Genomic DNA, 21,120 nt, shown 5'->3' with positions numbered 1-21,120 from the left:
CATGAAGCTTTACCAGCCAGTCCTGTTCGTGGGGCTCGGCGGCACCGGCTGCCTGATCGGGGCGGAGCTGGAGCGCCGGCTCAGAGAGGAACTCTGCGGCCCGGACGGCACCGCGTTCCAGCGGCTCCGCGAGGACGCGCTGCCCTACCAGCTGCCCGACTGCATGCAGTTCGTGTACGCCGACGTCAACCAGGCCGACCTCGACCGGTTGCAGACCAACGTGGTGCCCGGCGCGCAGCACGCCCCGGCCGTCCAGCGGACGGCGCACTACGTCCGCGGGCTGGTGCCGCAGGTGGACACCTATCCGGAGGTGGCGCGCAACCTGCGGCTGACCGCCGGACGGGAGGTGGCGTCGTGGCTGCCGCCTGAGCAGGGCGAGCCGAGGGTGACGCCGTTGCAGCGCGGCGCGGGCCAGCTGCCGACCATCGGGCGGGCGGCGCTGTTCGAGACGTTCCGCAACGGCATGGGCCAGGCCACCGCCGACCTGAACGCCGCGATCGGCGGCCTGTCGGGCCCGCAGGCCGCCACCGACCTGTACAAGCTCGGCGGCAAGTCCAGCAACAAGAACGCGGTGGACGTGTTCGTCGCGTTCTCGGTGGCGGGCGGCACCGGCGCCGGCGTCTTCTACGACTACCTGCATCTGATCGGCGAGCTGTTCGAGCGCACGGACCTGCGGCCGAAGATCTATCCGCTGGTGCTGATGCCGTCGGCGTTCGTCGAGGGCCTCGGCGGCGGGCGTCCGGCGCAGCTGAACGCGGGCCGCGCGCTGCTGGACCTGTTCCGGCTCGTCGACCAGCAGAACGGCGGCGGCGCCCGGCGCGACCTGCGCGGATACACCGCCCGCGCCGACATCGACCCCGACGAGGTCGCCGTCCACTACCCCGTGGACGGACGGATCACGCTGCGTCCCGGCACCGCCCAGACGGGCTTCCTGTTCTGCCGGCCGGTCGGCGCCGAGCCGGGCGACCTGCGCCGCTCGGTGGTGTCGCTGATGCTGTCGCTGCTGGGCACCGAGCTCGACCAGCGCACCAGGTCCGACGGCGAGCAGCACCAGTCGTTCGCCGACAGCTTCATCAACGCCAGCGTCGACCGGCAGATCCCCGCCGAGAACGGCATCGGCAACCGCGGGGCGTCCACGGCGCTGGTGGCGTCGCTGACGGTCCCGGTGGACGAGCTCGCCGACCTGGTCGCCGGGCGGCTGCTGCGCGCCGGCATCGAGGACCTGCGCGGGTCGCTGCCCGGAGTGGAGTCGAACCGGTCGCTGATCCAGGAGTTCTTCGCCGTCGCGAACATCTCCGAGATCTTCAGCCGGCCGGCGCAGGACCACGCCGAGCCCGACCCGGTCACCGGCGCGAAGGAGGTCACGACCGCGCTCAACGACCGGGCCGAGGCGATGCGCGCGGCGCTGGCCCGGCTGCGCGCCCGGCTGGATCGCGACATCCCCGAGCGGGTGAGCGCGTTCGACCCGCGCGACGCCGTCCCCCGGATGCTCGGCGGCGTCGACCCGTTCCGGCTGACGCGCGCGCTGTTCGGCAACCCCGAGTCCGCCGACGAGGTGGAGCGCGGCGGCGCGGTCGGGCTGATGCAGCGCCGCCGGGTCGAGCCGCCGGCGCCGGAGGGGCTCGGCCCGAACCCGCCGCCGCTGCCGACGCTGCGCGACCGCAGCCTCGGCATGGTCAAGGTCAAGTGGGCCGACCCGGACCCGGTCGACGCCCGGCAGCGCCAGGACCAGTGGTACCGGTGGCGGACCAACGTCGCCTGGACCGAGCCGTGGTCGCAGCTCGCGCCGCGCTGGCGCAAGCCGCTGGACCAGGTCGAGGCGGTGCTGCGCGCGATGACGCGGGCGCTCGCCGACCACGCCGCGCAGGACCGCGACCGGTTCCGGGACCGTGCCGCCGACCTGTCCAAGTCCCGCGTCGGCGTGTCGTACCTGCTGCCGCCGGGCGGCGACCTGGAGCGGTTCTACACCCGGGTGGTCCGCCGGATGACCGACGACCTGACCGGCAAGGGCCAGCTCCAGCCGAGCGCGACCGGCGCGGACCTGCTCGGCGTCCTGCTCGGCGGCGACGCGTGGCGGGAGGCGTACCGGACGGCCTGGGAGACCAACCCCGAAGCGGCCGTCACCGAGCTGCGCGAACGGGTGAAGGCCGAGGTCAAGGTGTACTTCCGGATGGCCGAGCAGGGCCGCACGCCGCTGCTGCCGACCCTGCACGACCTGGTCGCGCAGGCCGCCGGGCAGGCGCCCGCCGAGTTCGGCGAGGCGGAGCTGGAGGAGTTCCGCGGCAAGCTCGCCGGGCTGGTGCCGGCGAACTTCAGCCCGCAGGGCACCGGACGGCTGAAGGTCCTGGTGTCCTACCCGGCGGGCGCGGACGACCCGGGCATCGAGTCCTACCTGCGCGACGCCGTCAACCTGCCCGCCGGGCCCGACATCGTCTACGACTTCACCCACACCACCGCCGAGTCGATCGCGGTCGTGCTGTTCCGCTCGTCGATGGGCATCACCGACGTCCGCGAGGTCCGCGACGTCCTGCGCACCTGGGCCGACGCGATCGACCGCCCGCAGCGGCAGGACTATCTGAAGTGGCGGCAGCGGCTCGGCTACGACTTCGGTTACCTCGCCACCCACGAGGAGCACCGCGTGCAGATCCTGCACCGGATCCTGTGCGCGATGTGGAACGACAAGGTCACGGTCGACGGCGACCCCGCCTCGCCGATCAGCGTGTCCGTCGAGCTGGCCGGCGGTGTGTCGATGACGCTGGAGCTGACGCCGCTGGAGCACGCGTCGTCCTGGGGCAGCCTGCTCCAGGCCTACGAGCTGTGGACGTTCGCCGACAACGCCGGAATCCGCCGCGACTTCTGCGCGCAGCTCATGCAGGAGGCGCCCGACGGGGTCGGCAGCATGCCCAAACCCCCCGGAGACCTCTACCTGGTGCTGCGCGACATGGCGGACGCCCAGCTCCGCCGGATCGACGAGATGCTCGGTGAGCTCCACTCCTCAAGCCGCTCCCGCGCCAAACAGCTGCGCGACTTCTGGGCCCGCACCTATCCGGCCGCGCTGGACGCCGAGTTCACCGACGTGTCCGCGGTGCGCGCCAACCTGCGCGCGCTGGAGCGGCCCGCCATGGAGACGCCGGGGGAGGGACGGTGAGCACCCGCGTCGTCCGGCTCGACCTGAAGGGCTGCGACGCGGGCGAGGCCGCGTCCCGGGTCAGGGAGCTGCTGCACACGCCGCAGGACCTCGGCATGCTCCTCGTCGAGGACACCGCCGCCGCGGTCGTGCGGCACCGCGCAGCGTTCGAGGCGCTCGACGGGTCCCGGCAGGTGACGCAGCTGCTGTGCCTGGTCGTGGGCCGTCAGCCCGGCGCGGGCCGGGGCCCGGGCGACGGGCTCCGGCTGCCCGGCAACATCCAGCGGCGCACGCTGTGGGTGATCGAGGAGACCGGGGTGGACTGGCCGCTCAGGCCGGGCGCCCGCGCCCGCCGCCGCGACGGCCGCGACGGCGACGGCCTCGGCCGCCTGTCGGAGCTGCTGCGGCTGCCCGGCGTGTTCGAGCGCACCCACCGGCTGCTCGCCGACGTGCCGTTCGGCGCGGCCGTGCCAGGACTCCACATCGCCGGGGCCGCGGGCACCGGGCAGGAGGACTTCCTGTACGCGCTGCGGTCGGCGATCCGCCGCCTGCTCGACCCGGCCTCGCCCGCGCCCGCGCCGCGCGACGACGACGCCCCGTCCGCACGGGTCCCGCTGCGGCTGGCGAAGGACGGCGTCCTGCAGCGCGCCGTCGACGCCGCCGACCTCGCGCTCGACGAGGCGCAGGAGGCCGCGGCCGAGCTGCCGGGCGTGGGGGCGCTCATCCGGGAGCTTCCGGCGGACGTGCCCGTCGAGGCCGCCGGCGAGCGCCTCGCCGAGCTGCGGGACCGGGTCGCCGACCTGTTCCAGGCGGTGCCGGGCGACGACCGGGTCACCGAGGACCGGCGGGTCGCGATCGCCGCCCGGGGCGTCCACCCGCCGGAGCCTGAGCCGTTCGACGCCGAGCGGTTCCGCGAGAAGCTGCGCACGTGGCTGCGCGACAGCCTCGCCCGCGGCGCCTCGCTGACCCGTCTCGAACTGGACCTGCGCGACTGGACGGACACGCTGGAGCGGCGCGGCGGGCACGCCCGCCGCCTCGGGCAGGTCTGCGCCGACCCGATGCTGCACCGGCTGCGGAACCCGCCGCCGCTGCCGCCGCCGCAGGGCTGGCTGCCGCTGCCCGGCGCCGCGTGCGCCGCGCTGGCGGGCCTGTCCCCGCTCGGCGTCGCGGGCGGGCTGGTGATGGCGCTGCTGTGGACGGCGCTGGTCGTGCTGACCGTGATCCGCGGCCCCGGCGGCCGGATGGACGCCCACTCCCGCGCGCTGGCGGTCAACGCGCTCGCCGCGCTCGCCGGCGCGATCGGGGGCGGTCTCGGCGGCGACGCCGCCGCGCTGCCGGCCGGGGCCTGGGCGGCGGCGGTGTTCGCGGCCGTCGCCGGGGCGCTGGCCGCGATCGTCCAGTCGTGGCGGTCCCGGGCCATGCGCTGGGTGGACGACGCCGGGCTCGACCTCGCCGAGCGGGCGCTCCAGGACGTGCAGCACCTGCTCGGCCAGGCCGTGACCGGCTGGTCCCGCCTCAACCGGAGGCTCGACACCGTCGACGCGCTGAACCTGCTGCGCCAGGGGCTCGGCGGGGTGCGGGACGAGCTGGAGGAGCGATCCAGGGAACTGGACGGGGAGACGCTTCCCCGTCCGGCGAGCCCCTTGGCGGGCTACGGCGACGCCGTGCACTTCTGGCTCGCCGAACTGGTGCTGGGGGCGGTGCGGCCCGCGCAGCAGGCCGCGCCGGACGGCGAGGCCGCCCGGCTCGCCCGCAAGGAGACCAGCCAGTACGTCGACGCGTGGGAGAGCGTGGTGGAGCAGGGACTCCCCGTCGACACGCTCCCGTTCGTCACCGACGCCCGTCCCGCGACCCGCATCGGCGGGGACGACCTGGCGTTCCTCACCGAGCACGTCACCTACGACCCGGCCGGTGAGATGTGGCAGCTGTGCGCGCCGGGGGACCTCGGGCTCCTGGACGTCGCGGCCGGGCCGCGCACCGTCCGGTTCGGGCCCGTCACGCGCGGCAGGGCGGCGGGCGACGGCGCCGCGTTCCCGCCCGGCACGGTCCTGGTGTCGTCGTCGGCGCACTGCGGTGTGCTGCGGCTCGTCCCGCTGCAGGCCCAGGTCGTCGAGTGGACGTGGACCGAGGACGACCCCGGCGACGGCCAAAACGACACCGGCAACGGCGACGGCTACGGCGACGACGGAGGTACGGCGTGAGCATCAGGCTGAGCTACCGCGACGTCCACGGCGCGAAGGTCGACGCGAAGGCCGTCGAGCTGGACGCGGCCGAGCCGCCGCTGCGGCCGCCGCTGGAGGCCGGGCGCCTGGACCTCGAACTGCCCGACCGGACGGTCGCCGTCCGCCGCGTCCGCCCGGTCGACCGCGGCCCCGGCGGGCTGGTCGCCGGATACCGGCAGCTCGACGCCGAGATCCTCGCCGGCCTGCGGCTGGCCAGGCTCTGCGACGGCGGCCCGTATCCGCGGGCGGTGACGCGCCTGGTCGGCTACGACGCCGACGCCGCCGAGCCGTTCGCGCTGCTGGAGCCGCTGCGCGGCGTCGAGGTCGGGTCCCTCGCCGGGACGCTGCCGACCGAGCAGCGGCGCCGCTTCCAGATCCGGCTGCTGCGCGCGGTCCGGCTGCTGAGCGCCGCCGGCGTCGCGCACCGCGGCATCGGTCCCCGCACCGTCCGGTGGGACGGCGACGACGTGCAGATCACCGACTTCTCGCAGGCCGCGCTGATCGGGTCGCCGCGGACGGTCACCGGGGCCATGCCGTGGCAGGCCCCCGAGCAGCGGCCGGACACGCCGCCCGGCTGGGACCGCGGCGACGTCGGCCCGAACGACGACGTCTGGGCGGCCGGCCGGCTGATCTTCCACATCGTCACCGGCGACGACCTCGACGACACGGCCAAGCTCGCCGCGCGGCCGGAGCTTGAGGCGCTGCTCGCGGGCGTCATCGAGCGGCCGGAGCGCCGCCCGGACGCGCAGACCCTGCTGCGCCGCCTCGGCGAGGCCGACCCGCCGCCGCGCCCGCTCGCCGCCGACCCGGCGTTCACCCGCGGCCGCGCCGAGTTCTTCGCGCAGCGGCGCCGCAAACATCCGCAGACGGCGCAGGACACCGGCCGCGAGCAGCCCCCGTCCGCCCCCGCGGCCGCCACGGCCCCTCCGGCGCCGCCCGCGGAGCGTTCGCGGCGCGACGGCTCGTGGCTGCTGTGGGCCGGGGTCGCGGCGCTGATCGTCGTGGCCGTCCTCCTCGTGTTCGGACGGTGACCGGTGACCACATCGCTGCTGCATCAGACGCTGTACCGCTGGGGCACGACGGGACGCCTCGGCGACACGACCGAACCGGGGCTCTGGCCGGTGGCCAGCTCGCTGGACCCGTCGTCCACCGACGAGCTGCGCCGCTGGCACGGCCTGGTCAAGCCGTGGCTGCGCGCCGGCGGACTCGGCGCGTCCGAGCCGAGCCTCTTCTACGCCGCGTTCGACGACGACGCCGTGCTGATCAGGCGCACCCAGCCTCCCGGCGGCGCCGCCGCGCACCTGCTGTTCGGGCCCGCCGGCGTCCTCACCACCCGGCTGGCGCTTGAGCTGCGCGACTGGACGTGGGCGCCCGCCGACATCCCCGGCCGCGCGCCGATGGTCAACCCGGGCTCGCTGATCCCGCACCGGTCCGACCTCGGCGTCCACGCGCGGGCCGACGGGCTGCGGGACGAGCTCGTCACGCTGCTGTCGCGGATGCTGGCCGGACTCGGCCCGATCGAGGCCCCCGCCACCGACGACGCCTGGGCGCTGCTGTGGGCGCTCAACGACATCTGCACCGTGCTCGGCTCCGGGTTGCGGGACTGGCCCTACTGGCGCCTCGCGTTCGAGACCGGCGACGCGCGGCGGCAGACCGCCGAGCCGCCCGGCGTGTTCCTGCGGTTCCGGCGGGACACGATGCAGCCGACGCCCGATCCCAGCACCCGCGCGGCGGCCGTCGCGCTCGTCCGGCTGTACGTGATGGGCGGCACCGACGCGCTTCGGGACATGCGCGGAACCGCCGGGCTGGTGGAGCTGGACTCCATGGCGGCCCGCGTAGCCCGGCTCGTCGAGACGGCGCCGGCCGAGGCGGCGGCGTCCCCGAGGCCGGGCCCGAGGCCAGGCCCTGGACCGGACCCGAGGCCCGCCGAGCCCACCGCCGCGTCGGTCACCCCGGCCAGCACCCTGCCCGCCACGGGCGATCAGGTGTCCTGCCCCATCTGCCTGGGCCGGCTCAACTGGGGCGGCCTTCCGCTCTACACCTACGACCGGGGGCTCAACCAGTACACCGAGCTGGCCCTGCCGAAGGACGCCAACGCCGAGCAGCGGGCCAGGCTGACCAGGACGGCCTCCGTCCGCTGCCCGAACCCGGGCGCCACGACCACCACGCACTACCTGCCCGCCGGGTACGGGCAGTACGGGTCGCCGGCCGTGTACGGGTTCATCGGCGGCACCACGTCCGGGAAGACGCACCTGGCCGCCACGATGGTCGCGGCCATCGAACGCGGCGCGCTCGGCGCCTACGGCATCACCGCGCAGCCGGTCGACCTGGACCGGCACCAGATGTTCCTGCGCGACATGGTCCGCCCGCTGTTCACCGAGTCCACCTGGCTGACGCCCACCCGCGAGGGCGAGGTCGCGTTCGCAGACGCCTTCGTCGTGTCCGGCGGCGGCGGGAAGCCGCGGGCGATGGCGCTGTTCGACGTGGCGGGCAGCGAGCTCGGCAACGTCGGCGACGCCAAGCGGTTCCTCGACATCGCCGACGGGCTGATCTTCGTCGCGGACCCGACCAGGTTCGGGCCCGGCAGCCTCGGCGACCCGGCGTTCAACACGGTGCTCAGCCTGCTCCGGTCCTCGGGCCGGCTGCCGCGGGTCAGCGCCGCGGTCGTCCTCAACAAGGCCGACCTGTTCAAGTTCGACGACCCGGTCGCGCGCTGGCTGAGCCGCGACGCCGCCGTGCTGGACCCCGCCGAGACGCTGGAGGAGAGCGCCGACGTGTTCGCGTACATGCACCAGCGGGACGCCGAGGCGTGGACGCGCCCCTACCAGGAGTGCGACCGGGCCACCCTGCACGTGGTCTCGGCGACCGGCACCGACGCGGTCGAGCGCGGCGTCCGCCCGCTGCGCGTCCTGCGCCCGCTCGTCGCGCTCATGGCGATGACCGGCCTGCTGACCTCCGCCGAAGCCCAGGACATAGGGATCTGAGATGACCGACGCGCCCATCGACCAGATCGAGTTCCGCTGGGACTCCCGGGACGACCTCACCGGCATCGCCACGTCGTTCGGCCGCGACGGCTTCCGCCGCTGGAACGAGCTGCTGCGCCAGTACGCCGGAATCTCGGGGCGCGGCGGCTCGGCGGCGGCGGAGGCGCCGTCCAGCGCGGTGTACCTCACGCAGCCGGACGGGATGGCGGCGCTCATCCTGCGCAGCCGCGACCCGCACGCGCTGCGCCTGTACGACGCGGACGCCCGGCACGCGCACGGCGCCGGCGCGGACCGCCTGGACCTGGTGGCGCGCGCGCTGATCGCGCCGAGGCTCGTGCTGACCGCGCAGAACGCCATGCGGATCGCGGTGACCGAGCCGAAGGACCTGTTCGACCCGCCGCCCGGGCAGGCGGAGCGCGGCGTCCTGCCCAAGCTGACCTGGCCGCCGCCGGTGCCCGTCGTCGCGCGGGGCATAGAGCCGTTGGCCATGAGGGCGCGTGGTCTCGCGCCGCTGATCGCGGCCGTGCTGGCCGGCCCCGGGCGGCCGGTGACGGTGGTCCTCCCGCCGGACGACATCCGCCAGCCGGCGCACAGCAGCCGGGCGCTCGCACTGCTGTGGGCGTCGCGCGTGCTCCTCCAGCCCATCTTCCGTGCCGCCGAGGACGGCCTCGCGCTCTTCGACTGGCGGCCCGCGTTCTCCACCTGCGAGGCGCCGCTGAGCTCCAGCGACGGGCGGGCGGAGCTGTGGCTGACGTTCCGCGAGCGGGGCCTGGACGCGCCGCCGGTCGGCGAGGCGCCTGCGGTGGTCCACCTCGACCGCGCCGCCGCGGGGCAGGGCGCCCTGGAGATCGCCGCCAACCGGCTCGCGGAGGCGTACGCGGCGTACGGCGACCAGTGCGTCAGCCTCGTCGAGCGGGCGGTGCGCGGCCACCGGACCCTGGACGACAGGATCGAGGCCGTCGCGTGCAGCGAGGAGATCGCCCGCGTCCTGTCCTCGCAGCCCGCGGCCGAAGCGCGCCGCCCGGCGGTGCGCCGCCCCGCGGCCGTTTCCGTCCCGGCCGCGGATCCCGCCCCGGCGGAGCCTGCGCTCCAGGCGCCCGCCCCGTCGCGGCCGGCCGTCCAGGAGCAGGAGCCGGCGCCGCGGCCGCAGCGCGCCGACCGGCACCTGGTCGGGCTCTACCAGCGGCTGGACGCGGCGCACGACGAGCAGGAGTTCCGGCGCCTGCTGACCTGGATCGCCGCGCGCACCGCCTGGGGCGCCCGGCTGGACCGGGACGGGTTGATCACCGTTCTGAAGATCATGGACGGCCGCCGCTGGTTCGCCGAGCCGGTGGGCGCGCTGGGCGCCGCCGCCGAGTGGATGGCCGCCCTCATCTACCCGATCTTCGCGTCCGGGGCCGACGACGGCAGGCTGGAGGAGCGGCTGGCGGCGTGGCACACCGGCCGCTCGCCTTCGCCGCTGCTCCTTGAGGCGCTGGGCGTCCTGGCGGCGCGCCTGGAACCCGACCGTGCCGACTGGCTCGCCGACCACTGCCTGCGGCACGCCTCGCCCTGGCCGCGGCCGGCGGGGGCGGCCTTCCTGCTCGCCCTGGTGCGGCTGCCCCGCAGCTGGCCGGCGGAGGTGGCCGGCCCGCTCGCCTGGCTGTCGCCGGTGCTGCTCCTGGTCGTCGCCCTCATGCTGCTGACCTGACGCCGAAGGGCCCGGCCGTGAACCCGTTCGAGGACGAGATCGAGCACATGAACGTCTGCCCGGACGTCGAGGACTGCCCGCGCCTCATCGCCGACTTCAGGCGCTTCTCCAACGCGCCGCCGCCGCTGCCGCTGAAGCAGGTCCGCGGCAGCGTCGTGCTGGTCGCGGGCTGCAAGTCGTACGGCAAGTCCGTCTACGGCCATCGCCTGCTCCACGAGTACCAGGCGGAGGGCCTGGCGCCGCTGGAGCTGCTGGACGACGGCCCCTTCGAGGACTGCCCGGCCCGGCGGAAGGACGTGCTGCGCAGGCTGTGCAGCAGGACCGGCCTCCTGGACGCCGACGACATGGCCGGCGCGGAGTTCGACAAGCACGAGTGGGCCGCCAGGCTGAGCACCGTCATGTCCCAGGCGGGCGGCGAGATGGTGGTGCGGCTGCCGGGGATGATGGCGAACGCGTCCGGCGTCGAGACCACCGACCTCGCCTGGGAGGTCTTCCGGTACGCGGCGGCCGCCAACCGGAGCAAGAGCGTCTTCATCTACGAGTACAACGCGCAGGACTGGCCGCGCGACTGGGAGGTCCTGCGCGCCGCGATCGAGCAGAACAACGATCACAAGGTCAGGACGCGCGTCCTGGAGCCGTTCAACCCGGACGAGCTGTGGGCCTACGCCGAAGAGGTCATGGACGTCTCGCCGCACAAGGAGATCACCCTGGAGGAGCGGGCCGCCGGATGGCTGAGGAACGTGTTCGGCGACCGGTCGCTGCACCCCAAGAGCGTGCACCAGCTCATGCGCCGGAGCTTCGCCAACGCCATCGACGGCCGGAGCGCCACGGTCACCTTCGATCATCTGTGGGCGGCGGTCGAGCAGCTGGGGAGTGAGAGCACATGAACGCCGGTCCCGCCGCGCTGGTGCACAACCCGTTCCCGTCACGGCCGCCGGACCTTGGCGTCCACGACGCGGCCTGCACGGGACCCGAGGGACGGGACGGGTACGTCGCGTTCGCGGGCCGTCCGGAACCGCCCGACCCAGGAGGCGGCGGAGTGGTGCTGATCGGCGGCCGTCCGCACCTCGGCAAGTCCGTGCTGGCGCACCGCTGCCTGCACCGGTACGAGGCCGCGGGCCACCTGCTGGTCGACCTGGCGGCGGGCCCGTCCGGCGGTCTCGCCGGGCCGGCGGACTGCCTGGCCCGGATGCGCGGCGCCCATCCGCTGCCGGACGACCTGCGCTCCGCGCTGCGCGAGGTGCGGTCCGCCGAACCCGTCGAGGGCCACGCCGAGCTGGGCCGGGCGCTGGGCGTGCGGCGCCTCGCCGTCCGGCTGCCGCGCCCCGACCCGAACCTGCGGCCCGCCGCGATCGCCGCCCAGGTGCAGGCGTACGCGCGCGCCGCCGCCGCCGCGAACTCCAGCGTCTACCTGTTCGAGTACCCGTACTGGGTCGAGAGCGACTGGACGCTGGTACGCGAGCAAGTCGCGCGCGGCCCGGACGAGGCGCTGGTCACCCCCGTCGCGTTGGAGTCGTTCGACGACCGGGAGCTGCTGGAGTTCCTCCGCGCCCGCGTCGGCGGGAGCGACGCGCTCGACGCGCTGCTCGACCTCGACCCGCAGATGCTGCTGCGGGCGCTGGCGCGGCGGCGCACCAGCGTCAGCCCGAACAACCTGACCTGGTTCAACGTGCTGTGCCATCGGGCGTTCGCCGCCGCGATCGAGGCCGGCGCGGCCAGGATCGCGATCCACCACTACCTCACCGCGGCGGTCAGGACCGGTGCGCCGTGAACGAACCACAGCCTCGCCCTGAGCCGCGCGGCTCAGCCCGCAACCCGTTCCCCGAGGTGCCGGAGGTCAGCCTCGGCGGGGTCGGCGCGACGGTGCGCGTGGAGACCGACGCCGTCCGCGCCGTCCGGCGGCTCGCGCTGGACTTCCTCACCTCCCGCGCCGACGTCGGGCCCGCCGCGCCCGCCGCGCCCGGCGACCTGCGCGACCTGCTGCTCAACTCCGGACGCGTCGCGGCGATCCTCGGCGAGTACGGCACGGGCAAGAGCCACCTGGCGTGGACGCTGATGGACGAGGTCGTCCGCATCGCCGGGACCCGGCCCGTGGTGCTGGTGGCGTCCGGGCAGCCGCGGGACACCGTCCTGTCCATCCACCGGCGGCTGCTCGCGCCGCCCGGGTCCGGCACCGGCGGGCGTATCCGGCCGGTCGACACCGCCGCCGGGGTGCTGCTGTTCGGCACCGTCGAGTCGATGGTCGCGGACCTGTGCGCGGGCCTGCGCGGCGGCGGGAAGGCCGGGCGGGACGCGCCGCCGCCGGCCTCGTCCGACGACCTGCCCGTCAACGAGGTGCACGCGCTGCACGAGCGGCTGACCGAGATCGCCGAGCCCGACGAGGAGCTGGCCACCGTCCTCGGCCTGGTCTGGCACTCCGCCGCCGGGGAGGCGGCGTGGCGGTGGCTCCGCGGCGACGAGCGCTGGACGGCGGACGACGAGCGGCTCCTCGCCGACCGCGGCGTGGAGTCCCCGCCCGTCGGCGACGACCAGCGGGCCGCCCAGGTGCTGCGGGCGCTGGCCCGGCTCTGCGGCGCGACGAGCCGGCGGATGGTGCTCGTCCTCGACGAGCTGCACCAGATGAGGCCGCAGCGCGGCGACGGCCTCACCGAGACCGCCGCGATCCTCATGGAGCTGATCGGCTGGGCGAGCGAGACGGGGACGCTGCTGGCGATCTGCGGGCTGCTCGACTACTGGGAGGCGCTGCCGCAGAGCGTCCACCAGCGGGTGCCGGTCACCAAGATCAAACCGTCCGGGCTGACGGAGGCGCAGATCAGGGCCTACGTCGTCGCCGCGCTGCACCCGGAGGGCGGCGGGGACGCCGGGACGCACCCGTTCACGGCCGAGGCGGTGCAGGAGCTGTGGAAGATCACCGACGGGCATCCGCGGCGGACCATCACGCTCTGCCACCACGCCTACAAGCTGGCCCGCGGCGGCCTGATCGGGCCGCTGCAGATCCAGAAGGCGAGCCGCGAGCTGTGCGCGCCCGACACGCCGGACCACGTGCGCGAGAAGCTGTTCCGCTGGTGCACCGAACTCGGCTACCACGTCCGGCGCGGGCCGCGCGGCGGGCCGTCCCGCCGGGAACCGGACCTGTGGGCGGGCTCCCGGCACGGCGGCGGCGAATGCGCCCTGGTGGTGAGCGGCCCGGTCGTGGAGGTCTCGGAGCTGACCGTGCTGCGCGACCGGGCCTTCACGATCGCCGGGGGGCACCGGGCGGACCGGCGCGACGTCGTCCTGGTGATGGCGGGTCCGCTGGCCGCCGCGTTCAGGGACGAGGTCGAGGACGCGTTCGCGCACGTCCTGTACTGGGACCTCGACACCTTCCGCGACGACCTCGCCGCCGCGCTGCGCTCCTACGTCCCGGCCGGCGACCTGGCGGCCGCGAACGCCGGGCTGTACGAGCTGGTCCTCGACATGCGCAGGGAACTCCGCGAGCTGAGGGCGCCCGCGTCCCCGGCCCCGGTCTCGTCCCCGGCGGAGGCGCCGGGCGAGGCGAGGGCGTGGCGGGACCCTGATCGCCGCACCCGCTTCGAGGAGGCCGACCGGCTCTGCCGCCAGGCCCTGGAGTTCCTGGACGACGCGTACGGCAAGGTCCGCGCGTACTGGCGCGGCTGGTTCCATCCCGACGAGAAGGGCGTCCTGATGCCGCGCTTCGCCGCGCCGGGCGACCGGGGCGTCGCGCTCAGCGACATCGTCGGCCGCGAGGTCCTCAAGGCGCGCGGGACGCTGCTGTCCCTGGAGGACGCGGTGCGGGAGTTCGCCGCGCGCGTCCGCGACCTGGTCGGCGACGAGGCCAGGCCGCTGCCGCAGATCCGGGAGGAGCTGCGGTACCTGCAGCGCAAGCTCGACCACGCCGTGGAGGACGCCGTCCGGAGGTTCCCCGACGAGCACGAGGACGGCCGCCACACCATCAGGTACCTCCTCGGCGTCGACCGGGCGCGCCTCAACGAGCACCTCGCGGGCCTCGGCGAGACCGTCTACAGCGTCGTCGTCACCACCCGCCCCAAGGACGGCCCATGAGCTACCGGACGGTCATGGCCGTGGACCTCCAGGGATACGGGTCCACGCCGCAGAACGTACAGAACGTGCTGCAGGAGAACCTGGTCCGCTGCCTGCGCGAGGCGGCGGCGAACGCCGGCCTGGACGACAAGGCCTGGAAGGACCAGGGCTGCGGGGACGGGAAGCTGATGGTGCTGCCGCCCGGCATCGCCGTCGAGGTCCTCGTGGGGCGGTTCGTCCGCGAGCTGAACTTCGGGCTGCGCGCCCGGAACCGGGTGGCGAGCGCGGCGGCGCGGACGCGGATGCGGCTCGCGATCCACCACGGGCCGGTCGCGGAGGCGGCCAACGGGTACAGCGGGTCCGCGCCGGTCGTCGTGACGCGGCTGTGCGACGCGGGCCCGCTGCGGGACGCGCTGGACGCGGCCGGCGTCGATCTGGGCGTCATCGTGTCCGCGTTCGTGTTCCGCGGGTCGATCGAGGCCGGCATGACGTCCCTGGACCCGGCGCACCTGCGCCGCGTCCGGCTGCACGGTCTCGGGGACGACTCGGACGCCTGGCTGTGGCTTCCCGGCGGCCCCGACCCGCACACCCTCGACATCGCCGACGGCCTGACCCCCGGCGGGGACGACCCAGGCGACGACCCGCCGCCCGCACCGGGACCGCCCGAGAACCCGCCGCCCGAGAACCCGCCGCCCGGGGGCCCGCCGCCTGAGGGCCCGCCGTCCGGAGACGGCGGGCCCCGCGGGACGCCGATCAACGTGACGGAAAACATGATCATCTTCCGTGACCAGAACAACTTCTACGGAGGCCGGCCATGAGCGAGCCGCCCGCCCCGCCCAAGCCCGAGGACCCGAAGCCCAAGGCCCCGAACGCCAGGGACCCCAAGCCCGAGGACCCCAAGGCCAAAGACCCCAAAGCCAAGGACCCGAAGGACCCCAAGGCCGCGGGCCCCGGGTCCGCCGAGCCCGGCACCGGCGACGGAGCGGAGGGCAAGACCCCGTCCCGGACGGACGTCCTCAACGACCGCGGCCAGCGCGGCACCATCCAGGACCGGATCGGCACCGAGCGGGACGCGCTGGCGGGCTACGCGCCCGGCGGCACCGCCATCGGCCGCGACCAGCACAACCACTACTACGGCGCGCCGGGCGGGCGGCGCGGCCGGGTCGCGCCGCTGCGGCCCGAGGAGGTGCGCGAGGCGGAGCGCGCCTTCGTCGCCCCGGAGGACTTCGACGACCTGTGCCGCCACGCCCGGGACCGCAGGATCGTGATCCTCCAGGCCGACCGGGACAGCGGCCGGTTCGCCGCCGCGCGCCGGCTGCTGTGCGTCCTCGCCGCCCCGTCCGAGCCGCGCCTGTACGGCGTGAACCCGGCCGTCCGGCTGGACGAGCTGACGAGCGACGACCTCACCGAAGGCGCCGGGTACGTCTACCCGGACCCGGTCCGCCCGGACGCGCTCACCGCGTTCGGGCTCGACAAGGCGGCGGGGCTGCTGGAGGACGCGAACGCCACGCTGGTCGTCACGGTCGACGCGGCCCGGCCGCTCGCCGACGACCGCGCGGCCGACCTGGTGCTGCGGCTCGGCCGCGTCCGCGACCGGCGGGAGATCGTGCGCGGCCTGCTCGCGCTGGAGCTCGGCGCGGACCGGGCGGACGTGGTCCTCGCCGAGCCGGACGTCCGCGCCCTCGTCGACGCGCAGCTCGGCGAGGACGGCCCGCCGCGCCACGCCAGGGCCGTCGCGGTCGAGCTGCTCAGGGCCTACCGGCAGGCGCTGCCGCTGGCCGGGACCGCCGGGCAGTCGCTGCGGCTGCGCGACGACGAGCAGCGCGCCCAGTGGTTCGCGAGCCTGGAGACGCTGTCCCTGCAGTGCATGGCGGTCGCCGCGGCCGTGCTCAACGGCGAGCCGTACGAGACGGTGGCGCTCGCCGCGATGGAGCTCAAGAACGGCCTGGAGACCGGCGACCCGCACGCCGACTCGCTGCGCGGGCTCGACGCCCCGCTGAAGCCGACGAGGCGCAAGTGGCTGAGCAGCCTCGGCGCGCGGACCGTCAGGTCCACGGTCCAGCTCAGGTTCGGGGCGACCGCGCCGACCGAGGTCATCCGGTACCTCGACCCGTACGCGCAGGGCAAGGTGCTCGGCTATTTCTGGAGCGAGTTCGACGAGCAGCGGCCCCGGCTGCTGGACTGGCTGCGCTGGTGCGCCGTGCATCCGCTGGAGAGCGTCCGGACGCGGACGGCCGTCGCCACCGGCTTCCTCGCCGCCCGCGCGTTCGACCTGGTCCGCGCGTTCGTGATCGAGCCCATGGCGCGCGGCGACGACCCCCGGCGCCGGACGGTCGCCGCCGCCGCGCTGCACGCGACGGTGACGCAGCGGCCCGCGCTGCGCGAGCCCGTCCGGGAGCTGCTGCGCGACTGGAGCGGCAAGGACGAGCACGTCGCGCTGCGCGCCACCGCGGCCCGCGCCTGGCGGGTCGAGTACGAGGACGGCGACGCCTCCGCCGCGCTCGACCGGCTGGAGGAGTACGCCGCCGACGACGCCGTCATGGTCACTGCCGCGGTGTGCGAGTCCGTGACCGAGCTGTGGGAGACCGAGGGGCCCGGCGGATCGACGCCGGCGCGGCTGCTGGACTGGACGTCCGGGGCGGACGAGATCCGCCGCCTCACCGCGCGGCTGGCGTTCCTCACGGCGGCGGCGCAGCTCGTCCGGCGGCTGCCGGGCGACGACTTCGACTGGCCGGGCCTCCTGCACATCGCCGCGATGGACGCCGACCGGATGCGCGGCGTCGCGGCGCTCTGGCGCGACGTCCTCAACGATCCGCTGGTGCAGGAGGACGCCCAGGACACCCTGCTCGACTGGGCCCGCATGGCGGACGAGGCGCCGCTCGTCCGGCGCTCGCTGGCGCGCCTCGCCCGGGCCGTCGCGACCGACGACCTGATCGCCGGGCGGCTGCGCTACGCGGCCCGCGCCTGGGCCGAGGACGACCGCGCGCCGGCGAGCTCCGCCGACGTCCTGACCGCACTCAACGGAAGGTGATCCGCATGGCCGAGAAGCCGGACGACCTCGAACCCGACGCCGCCGACTCCGACTCCGAACCCGACGCCGCCGACCTCGCGCCGGCCGAACCCGCCGGGCGCAACCCGGATCCGTCCGCCAGGCGCGGGGCGGCGCCGCTCCCCGAGTCGCTCCCGGAGCGGTTCGCGCCGGTGGAGTCAGGCCCGTCCGAGCCGCTCATCATCGGGCGGGAGCAGGCCCGCGGTCCGAGGCCCGCCGCGGCGGCCCCCGGCCGCGCGTTCGTGTTCTCCGACCGCGACGGCCGGGCCGTCCACCTCGCCGCGCAGCCCCGCCGGTTCCCCGGGCTCGGCGGCGCCCGCTACGAGTGGCGGATCGAGGTCGACACGACGCTGCGCTCCGACACGTTCGTGGCGGCGATCCCGAGCCGGACGGAGACGTCCAGGTTCGAGGTGGCGGTGGACGTGGAATGGTCGGTGACGGACCCGGTCCAGGTGGTCCAGCACGGCATCGCCGACGGGACCAAGATCGTCCGGCCCCGCGTCATGAGCGTGCTGCGGACCGTCGCCCACGGGTACCGGATCGAGCAGGTCTCCGAGCTGGAGGACGCGCTCACCGACCGGCTCGCCGCCGAGTGCCGCGCGTACCCCGAGGGCATCACCGTCCACCGCTGCTACGTCACGGCCGACCCCGACGAGCGCAGCCGCGCGAAGCAGGAACTGCTCGACGGCGCCCGCGTCGTGCGGCGGGTGGACGAGGAGGAGATCGCCGCGCTGCGCTCCTCCGTGAACAGCAGCTCCGACCTCTTCCTGCTGTACCTGGCGCGTGACCGCGACCGCGTCGGCGCCCTGATCAGCGACATGCGCGAGCACGAGACGATCAAGGAGAACCGGGTCATCGAGCTGTTCAACCAGGCCGTCGCGCAGAACATCATGCAGCCCGCCGAGGTCAACGAGATGCTGCGCCGGCTGCTCGGGCCCATCACCGGCGTGTTCCAGCCGGGCGGCAGGACCGACATGTTCGGCACGCAGCAGGTCCCGGCCGCCGCCGCGCCCCCGGCGATCGAGGGCGCGCTCGCCGACCCCGGCTCCGGCTCCGGCTCCGGCGGCGGCGCTGGCGGCGAGGCCGATGCGGACGACGAGGAGGTCATGCCCGCCGAGCTGCGGCGGCGCGCCGAGGACGGCGTGGACGGCTGGAGGCCGGTGCCGTGGGACTCCTGAGCCGCCGCAGGCGCGCCCGGCGGGATCCGGCCGGCCCGCCCGCGATGGAGTTCCCGCGCCCGTTCGGGACGGGCGCGCGGCAGTCCAGCGAGCCGTGGCGGCTGCCGGACGAGCCCGCGATCTCCGGCATCGCCGCCGACGCCGTCCGCGTGGGGTCGCTGACCGTCCGGGCCGCCTCGCTGGTCGGTCCGGGACACCGCTGCGCCGAGCCCGCCCAGCACCGGCAGGACGCCTACCGGCTCGGCCGCGACCCGGGCAAGCGGCATCTGCTGGTCGCGGTCGCCGACGGGATGTCCGACAGCAGCCGGTCCCATCTCGGCGCGAACGTGGCGGTGACCGCGCTGGTCGGACGGCTCCGCGCCGACCTCGGCGGCGGCGCGCCGCTGGACGGTCCCGCGCTGTTCCTCGACGCCGCGCGGCAGATGTCGGGCATGGCCGTCCGGCAGAAGGTGACGGAGAACGACGTGCGGGCCGCGGCGCTCGCCGTGGTCGTCCCGGTGGAGCCCGAGGACGACGGCCGCCGCCGGGTCTGGGCCGCCTGGATCGCCGACGTCGGCGCGTGGGTCCGCGGCGACGCGGGCTGGGCGCGCGTCGTCGGCGCCGACAAGCGGGGGCTCGACGGCGACGTCCTGACCGAGTTCCTCCCGTTCCATCCGGACCGGGTGCGGACGGCGGAGCTGACGCTGGAGAGGGGCGCGGTCCTGGCGCTCGCCACCGACGGGATCGGCGACGTCCTCGCCGACGGCGGCGCGCCCTGGTTCGCGGACCGCTGGGCGGCGCCGCCGCACATCGCCTCGTTCGTCGCCGACGTCGGCTACGACGCGACCGGCCGGCTCGACGACCGCACCGCCGTCGTGATCTGGTGCGACCGGTGAGGGCCTGGTCGGACCGGCCGTTCGCGCCGGTCACGCAGCTGGCGGAGGTCGCCGCGGCGGGTGCCAGGATCGCCGGTGAGAACGGGCAGTCCACCGCCGTGTACGAGAGCGCCGCCCATCCCGGCTGGCTCGTCAAGCGCTACAAGCCCGGCTTCCCGGACGAGCCGCCCGAGGTCCTGGACCGGCTGATCGGCCTGCCCGCGACGATGACGCCCGGCGAGCTCGCCGTCGTGGACGCCGCGACCTGCTGGCCCGTGAGCCGCGTCGTGTCGGGCGCGGCGACGGTCGGCGTCATCCTGGCGAAGGCGCCCGCGGAGTTCTTCACCGAGGTGCGGACGCCGTTCGGGCCGCCCGAGTCGGTGCCGCTCAGCCTGGACCAGCTCGTCCAGGCCGACCCCGAGTTCTACACCGCCCGCGACCTCGCCGTCCCCGACCGGCGGGAGCGCGTCCGCGTGGCGCGGAACCTGCTGCGCCTCGGCGCGCTGCTGGAGCGCCGCGACGTCGTCTACGGCGACTGGTCGTACGCGAACCTGTTCTGGGAGCGCGGTGCGGGCCGCGTCTTCCTCATCGACATGGACAGCTGCGGGCTCTCGTCCCGTCCGTGGGTGGAGTGCAACTCGTGGAACGACCCGGCGGTGCCGCAGGGCGAGCGGCTCACCGTGCGCACCGACCGGTACAAGATCGCGGTGGCGGTGCTGCGCGTGCTGACCGGCGTCCGCGGCGAGGACCCGCACCCCGCCCTGGACGCCCTGGACACACGGCTGCGCACCGCCCCGTTCGGCGACGCGCTGCGCTGCTCCCTGGACGAACCGCCTGACCTGCGGCCCAGCTCGGGAGAACTGCTGGAACTCCTGGAAAGCGAGCTGGACCCCCGCCCGGCCCGGCGCGCCGTACCGGCCGACCCCACCCCCGCGTCCGCGCCACCCAGGCGCCCCGCGCCACCCGCGCCCGAACCCGCACCTGCGCGCCCCGCGTCCGCACCACCCGCACCTGCACGGGCGGTCTCCGCGCCGCCGACCGGACCGGCGCGGGCGGGGCGTCCGGCGCCCGCGCCGCCGTCCGGCGAGAACGACCCGTTCGCGCCGGGCTACCACCCCGGGGCCGGGATCGGGGCCGAACGGCTCGTCGTCCCGTTGATCATCGCCTGTCTGGGCGTGCTGGCCCTGCTCCTGCTGAGCGGCGTCATCGCGGCGCTGCTGCCCTGACCCACGGCCCCTGCGAAACGGCCCCTGCGAAAGAGGACCCGACATGACCACCTCCACCGAATCGGCGCCCGGCCGCGGCAAGGGCATGCCGACCTACCTCGCGCTGGACGTCTCCAGGTCGATGCGGAAGCACGAGGACCTGCTGAACGAGACCCTCGCGAAGATCATCAACACCCTGTACCTGAACCCGCGCGTCTCGGAGTTCGTGCACCTGTCGATCGTCACGTTCGCCGCCGAGCCCACCGTCGTGGTGCGGATGACGGAGCTGACGAAGATGCGGCAGATGCCGGTGCTGCGCTGCGAGGGCGCCACCAAGTTCGGGCCGCTGTTCACGCTGCTCCGCGACCGGATCGACATGGACGTCCCGCTCCTGCAGGACCAGGGCTACAGCGTCGTGCGCCCCGTCGTCTTCCTGCTGACCGACGGCGCGCCGGCCGACCGTCCGACCTCCGCGTGGCAGGAGCCGCACCGCGCGCTGGTCGACCCGGAGTGGAAGCGGCATCCGCGGGTCATCAGCTTCGGGTTCGGCGACGCGGTGGAGGCGGTCGTGCGCCGGATGTCCACCGTCCAGACGTACATGGCGGACCCGGCGCTCGGCGACGCCACGAGCGCGCTCCCCGAGGCGATGAACGGGATGCTGAGCAGCATGGTCGCCTCCGTCCAGGCGCGGGAGCTGCGGCTGCCGAACGAGGTGGCGGGCTACCGGGTGCTTCCCGAGGAGTACGTCGAGGAGTAGCGCCCCGGGGGCG

Annotated in this window: 14 protein-coding genes; all 14 read left to right on the top strand. The window is 75.3% G+C overall.

The window, feature by feature from the left end; translation table 11 throughout:
- The first annotated feature begins 1 nt into the window (after window position 1).
- From ACH34T_RS09555 to ACH34T_RS09490, 14 genes are read left to right on the top strand one after another with little or no spacing between them, the layout of a single operon-like run.
- Complete coding sequence (locus ACH34T_RS09555) at window positions 2-3,148, top strand: tubulin-like doman-containing protein (RefSeq protein ID WP_395991641.1); 3,147 nt, start codon at window positions 2-4, stop codon at window positions 3,146-3,148.
- A complete protein-coding gene (locus ACH34T_RS09550; RefSeq protein ID WP_395991640.1) occupies window positions 3,145-5,328 on the top strand; it encodes a hypothetical protein in 2,184 nt (727 codons plus the stop codon). Before ACH34T_RS09555 ends, ACH34T_RS09550 begins: the two co-directional genes overlap by 4 nt.
- On the top strand, window positions 5,325-6,380 hold the full coding sequence (locus tag ACH34T_RS09545; RefSeq protein ID WP_395991639.1) for a hypothetical protein: 1,056 nt from the start codon (window positions 5,325-5,327) through the stop codon (window positions 6,378-6,380). The genes ACH34T_RS09550 and ACH34T_RS09545 overlap by 4 nt, the downstream gene beginning before the upstream one ends.
- 3 nt (window positions 6,381-6,383) lie before the next feature.
- Window positions 6,384-8,333, top strand: a complete 1,950-nt coding sequence (locus ACH34T_RS09540) for a hypothetical protein (RefSeq protein WP_395991638.1) — start codon at window positions 6,384-6,386, stop codon at window positions 8,331-8,333.
- 1 nt (window position 8,334) lies between these two features.
- Window positions 8,335-10,023: a hypothetical protein gene (locus ACH34T_RS09535; protein ID WP_395991637.1), complete on the top strand. Its 1,689-nt coding sequence runs from the start codon at window positions 8,335-8,337 to the stop codon at window positions 10,021-10,023.
- 17 nt (window positions 10,024-10,040) lie between these two features.
- Window positions 10,041-10,910, top strand: coding sequence for a hypothetical protein (locus ACH34T_RS09530; protein WP_395991636.1), 870 nt, complete (start codon window positions 10,041-10,043; stop codon window positions 10,908-10,910).
- A complete protein-coding gene (locus ACH34T_RS09525) occupies window positions 10,907-11,794 on the top strand; it encodes a hypothetical protein (protein ID WP_395991635.1) in 888 nt (295 codons plus the stop codon). Before ACH34T_RS09530 ends, ACH34T_RS09525 begins: the two co-directional genes overlap by 4 nt.
- Window positions 11,791-14,085, top strand: coding sequence for a hypothetical protein (locus tag ACH34T_RS09520; RefSeq protein WP_395991634.1), 2,295 nt, complete (start codon window positions 11,791-11,793; stop codon window positions 14,083-14,085). The genes ACH34T_RS09525 and ACH34T_RS09520 overlap by 4 nt, the downstream gene beginning before the upstream one ends.
- The gene (locus ACH34T_RS09515) at window positions 14,082-14,882 is read left to right on the top strand and encodes a hypothetical protein (protein ID WP_395991633.1); all 801 of its coding nucleotides are present in this window, start codon (window positions 14,082-14,084) and stop codon (window positions 14,880-14,882) included. The genes ACH34T_RS09520 and ACH34T_RS09515 overlap by 4 nt, the downstream gene beginning before the upstream one ends.
- A complete protein-coding gene (locus tag ACH34T_RS09510) occupies window positions 14,879-17,095 on the top strand; it encodes a hypothetical protein (RefSeq protein ID WP_395991632.1) in 2,217 nt (738 codons plus the stop codon). The genes ACH34T_RS09515 and ACH34T_RS09510 overlap by 4 nt, the downstream gene beginning before the upstream one ends.
- 5 nt (window positions 17,096-17,100) lie before the next feature.
- A complete protein-coding gene (locus ACH34T_RS09505; RefSeq protein WP_395991631.1) occupies window positions 17,101-18,291 on the top strand; it encodes a hypothetical protein in 1,191 nt (396 codons plus the stop codon).
- A complete protein-coding gene (locus ACH34T_RS09500; RefSeq protein WP_395991630.1) occupies window positions 18,279-19,166 on the top strand; it encodes a protein phosphatase 2C domain-containing protein in 888 nt (295 codons plus the stop codon). Before ACH34T_RS09505 ends, ACH34T_RS09500 begins: the two co-directional genes overlap by 13 nt.
- Window positions 19,163-20,371, top strand: a complete 1,209-nt coding sequence (locus ACH34T_RS09495; RefSeq protein WP_395991629.1) for a hypothetical protein — start codon at window positions 19,163-19,165, stop codon at window positions 20,369-20,371. The genes ACH34T_RS09500 and ACH34T_RS09495 overlap by 4 nt, the downstream gene beginning before the upstream one ends.
- Window positions 20,372-20,414: 43 nt before the next feature.
- Entirely contained in the window at window positions 20,415-21,107 is a 693-nt protein-coding gene (locus tag ACH34T_RS09490; protein ID WP_395991628.1) for a VWA domain-containing protein, read from the top strand.
- The last annotated feature ends 13 nt before the right edge of the window (window positions 21,108-21,120 follow it).

The sequence above is a fragment of the Actinomadura sp. 9N215 genome (genome assembly GCF_044326345.1).
Lineage (GTDB): Bacteria > Actinomycetota > Actinomycetes > Streptosporangiales > Streptosporangiaceae > Spirillospora.
The sequence above is the reverse complement of the archived record's forward strand: the minus strand, read 5'-3'. Positions and strand labels throughout refer to the sequence as shown.